This is a genomic window from uncultured Methanobrevibacter sp., assembly GCF_947169325.1.
Lineage (GTDB): Archaea > Methanobacteriota > Methanobacteria > Methanobacteriales > Methanobacteriaceae > Methanocatella.
This window is the reverse complement of record NZ_CAMVPN010000131.1, coordinates 1-3,942: the sequence shown is the minus strand read 5'-3', so window position 1 is coordinate 3,942 and position 3,942 is coordinate 1. Positions and strand designations below refer to the sequence as shown.

3 protein-coding genes and 1 pseudogene are annotated in these 3,942 nt (G+C 36.1%); all 4 read left to right on the top strand.

Features of this window, described 5'->3' with window-relative positions:
• Positions 1-305: pseudogene (locus Q0W26_RS11620) on the top strand (MFS transporter); the annotation flags it as partial.
• 53 nt (positions 306-358) lie between these two features.
• Positions 359-811 carry a DUF308 domain-containing protein gene (locus Q0W26_RS11615; RefSeq protein WP_298525622.1) on the top strand — a complete coding sequence of 151 codons (453 nt, stop codon included), beginning with the start codon at positions 359-361 and terminating at the stop codon, positions 809-811.
• 209 nt (positions 812-1,020) lie between these two features.
• Positions 1,021-1,710 (top strand): hypothetical protein, encoded by a 690-nt coding sequence (locus tag Q0W26_RS11610; RefSeq protein WP_298525619.1) that lies wholly within the window; start codon positions 1,021-1,023, stop codon positions 1,708-1,710.
• Between the two features lie 25 nt (positions 1,711-1,735).
• A complete protein-coding gene (locus Q0W26_RS11605; protein ID WP_298525616.1) occupies positions 1,736-3,706 on the top strand; it encodes a phage holin family protein in 1,971 nt (656 codons plus the stop codon).
• Positions 3,707-3,942 lie beyond the last annotated feature (236 nt).

Here is a 3,942-nt window from a genome sequence, read left to right as displayed (position 1 = left end):
AGACATTAGGTGAATCAATGGGTACAGCAATTATCGGTGTAATCTTAATTCTTGGTGTTATGGGAGGTCTCAGCACTGCAATCGATATGTATGCACCTGAGCACTCAGGTGACCAACAATTCTTTAATGATGCCACAGATTATCTCCAAACAGCAGGTACTGATAATATTACACAGGACAGTACTGTTCTGAAAGCTGTAGATACCATTATTCAGGAAGCTATGGGATTCGTAATGATAGTAACGGCGATCCTGTTGGCAGTTGTATTTATTGCAACGTTGCGGCTGCAACCTAGAAAACAATGAGAGTTTAACTCTCATTTCATTTTTTTGAAGTATAATATTATGGAGGAAAAAATATGGAGCCAAATAAGATATCTGGAATATTGTCTATAATTTTAGGATTAATTTTTTTAATCTGCCCTATTTTCAGTACCGCATTTTTGACAGTCCTCATTGGATTAAGCTTGATAATCTTTGGTATAGCAATTATACTGTCCGGATTTAAAGCATTCAATATAGTTGTTGGAATTCTAGCCATTTTAGTAGGAATAGTATTTGTAGGTAACATTGGGGCATTGTCATTCATTTTCGGATTGCAATTCTATGTAATTGGTATTATACTGATTTTAGCAGGTATTGTAGGTCTCGTTTCAGATTCACAATTCTCAAAAATCGCTTCAATATTGATTATTATTTTAGGTATAATCTCCTTTGCTCTTGGAGGATTATCCATAGATAATCCGCTTTTCGCTGCAGCTCTTATAGGTGTAGCTTTAATCGTCCAAGGTGTAAGATTATACATGGAATAGAAGCGCAATAAGCAATCTTTTGATTGCTTTTATTTTTATTTTTTTTAATGAATCTTTTTTTGAAGTTCTTAAAAGATTCAAACAAGGGATATTTTTTAAATTTACTATTTTTCATTTAATTTTTAAATATCATAAAATACAAACTTTAATTAACGTATTATAATATGAAATCGGCAAAATGTTGGTTTTAAATAAGGAAGGTACGGACAATGGATAACAAAAAGATAATTATAATCGGTGTGATACTTTTAATCGTTATTGCCGGCGTTGTAATATTCATGCTGACCTCGGTGAATTATGATAGGATTGATATAACTCCAAACGGAACAACAATGGAGGTTCCTTCCAATCAGACGGAATATGATGGGGATGTTGAGAGCGCTAAAATATGGCACTGGAACAATGGAATATTGGTTACATACAATAGCCATGAGGATCCGAATTTCATCAAAGTGACTGAATTGGGATTCAATGCCCTGAATGATGTAATAAAAAATGGGGAAAAGCAGGAAATTGACGGTTTCACATGTTATGTGATAAATGCTGATGAATTGTTGGAAATCCACATATTTGATGTCATTAAGGTAAATTACAACGGTAAATTCTATTGCATTCCTTTAGAAAATGAAACAACTCATGATAATATCCTGATTTGCTGCAACAACAGGGATATGGCTGTTCACATGGCAAAATCTGTTGAGTACAAAAACGTTTATCCCGAAAGCACTGATTTGGAAACTACCCTTTCAACTGTGGAAAACATTACTGGAGATTTAAGCTCAAAAGTAAATGATACGACTTTAAATAACATCAAATCTTCAGTGGAAGAAGAAACTGGTGTTAATTTGGATGATGCCCGAAACACAATAGAGCAATACACCGGAAAGTTGCCTATTTAATTTAATAACATGGAATGTGATTTGCATGGGAAGTATTAATGAAAAAACCCCAAGAAGAAGTTTTAAAAAAAGTATAAAAAGAAGTTTGATTATATTTATTGGAAATGTCATAGGAATATATCTGATAAGCTTTTTAGGTTTAGGGGTCGAATTCAGTTATTTTGACGACATATTGAGTTTAGTGGTATTTATCAGTTTAATAAACGCCATACTCTGGCCAATTCTAACAAGAATAGCGATGCCGTTTTTGGTTTTAACATTCGGTATAGGGGCATTGGTATTAAACGGACTCCTGCTTCAGTTTTTCGCACCTCTATTCGATATAGAAATTAAGGGCGCCGCAATGATTCTCGTACCGTTGGCAATGGCTGCAGTTACAACAATACTCTCCTCATTAATAACAATTGATGATGACACCTCATATTACAGGGCTGTTTTAAGGGATGCTGAAAAGAAAAGGAAAACTGATATCAAGGACTATCCTGGAGTGATAATCGTTGAAATTGACGGGCTTGCCCATGAAGTTTTATGTGAAGCTGTCGAAAGAGGGGACATGCCTACCCTTAAGGAAATGATTGAAAGCGGTGACTACAATCTTAGAATGTGGGAAACCGACCTTTCATCCCAGACAGGTGCAAGTCAGGCAGGAATCCTTCACGGTAATAATGAAGGTATTGTTGCATTCAGATGGATAGAAAAGGCTAACGGCAATCAGATGATGCAATGTTCAGGAATCAGTAAAGTGCCTGAACTGGAAGAGAGGATTTCAGATGGAAACGGATTGCTTGTTGACAATGGAGCAAGCAGATCAAATCTGTTCTCAGGTGACACTGACAATGTAATATTCACATTCAGTAAGATTATGGACTTTAAAAAGCTGTACAATAAGGCATGGTATTCAGTATTCTCCAATCCGAGCTATTTTGCACGTATAATTGCTCTCTTTCTTGCAGACATTGTGCGTGAAATCTGGTCACAAATTACACATTCAGTAAAAAACGTCAGGCCAAGAATAAAACGTGGAATAGCATACATTCCAACAAGGGCGGCTACAAACGTATTCATGAGGGAAATCAACACTTCAACACTTATTGGGGACATGTTTATTGGAGACATTGACGTTGCATACTCAACATACCTGGGTTATGATGAGATTGCTCACCACTCCGGTGTAAGAGACAATGACGCATGGTTTGCATTAAGGGAAATGGACAAGCAAATCAAGCATTTGACTGATGCAAACAAGTACTGTCCAAGGGACTACCAGTTTGTAATCCAATCAGACCATGGCCAGACTAACGGCGCCACATTCACACAAAGATACGGCGAAACATTTGAGGATTTTGTTAAATCCCTGCTTCCGGAAGACATGTCTGTGTTTGCAAAAATGAATTCAAATGAAGACCACTTTGCAGGTTCTTCTCCATTTTCAAGGGACAAGAAAAAAATTAAAAAAGAAGAAAAAGAACAAGAGGAATTAAGCGACTCTGAAGTTATCGTATTGGCTTCAGGTAATCTCGCAATGATTTATCTCACACAATGGAGCCAGAGACTGACATATGAGGAGCTCAATGAATACTTCCCTGAACTGATACCTGGCATTGTAGATAACGAGTATGTCGGTTTCATTTTGGTCAAATCCAAGGAACACGGTGATTTGGCTATCGGCAAAAACGGAACATATTATCTGGACAGCGGTGATATTGAAGGCGAAAACCCTCTTGAAGGATTTGGAAACAATATAGTCAGACATCTTAAAAGAACCAGCTCATTTGAACATGTTCCGGACATCCTTGTAAACAGTTTTTATGATGATGAGGCCGATGAGGTCTGCGCCTTTGAGGAATTGGTTGGAAGTCACGGCGGAGCCGGTGGGGACCAATCCAAACCGTTCATACTGTACCCTTCAAGCTGGAAAGTCAGCGATGATGAAATCATAGGTGCTGAAAACATCTATAAACTGTTAAAAGATAATTTGGCCGAATTGAAAAAATAACTGATACAATAAGATATTGGAATATTTTCCATATCTTATCCTTGCTTTTTTTGTAACATTTGTTCTCTTTTTATAATTCTTCATCGCCATTAATTTACCTATAAAATATTTGATTTCATGATTAATTAAAACGAAAGTATTCTACTAACTATTATTTTTATAGCTTGACTTTTACATTAACGAGTGCGACCCACAATTATAATACTTAATATGTTATTTGTATTATTAATTGATAT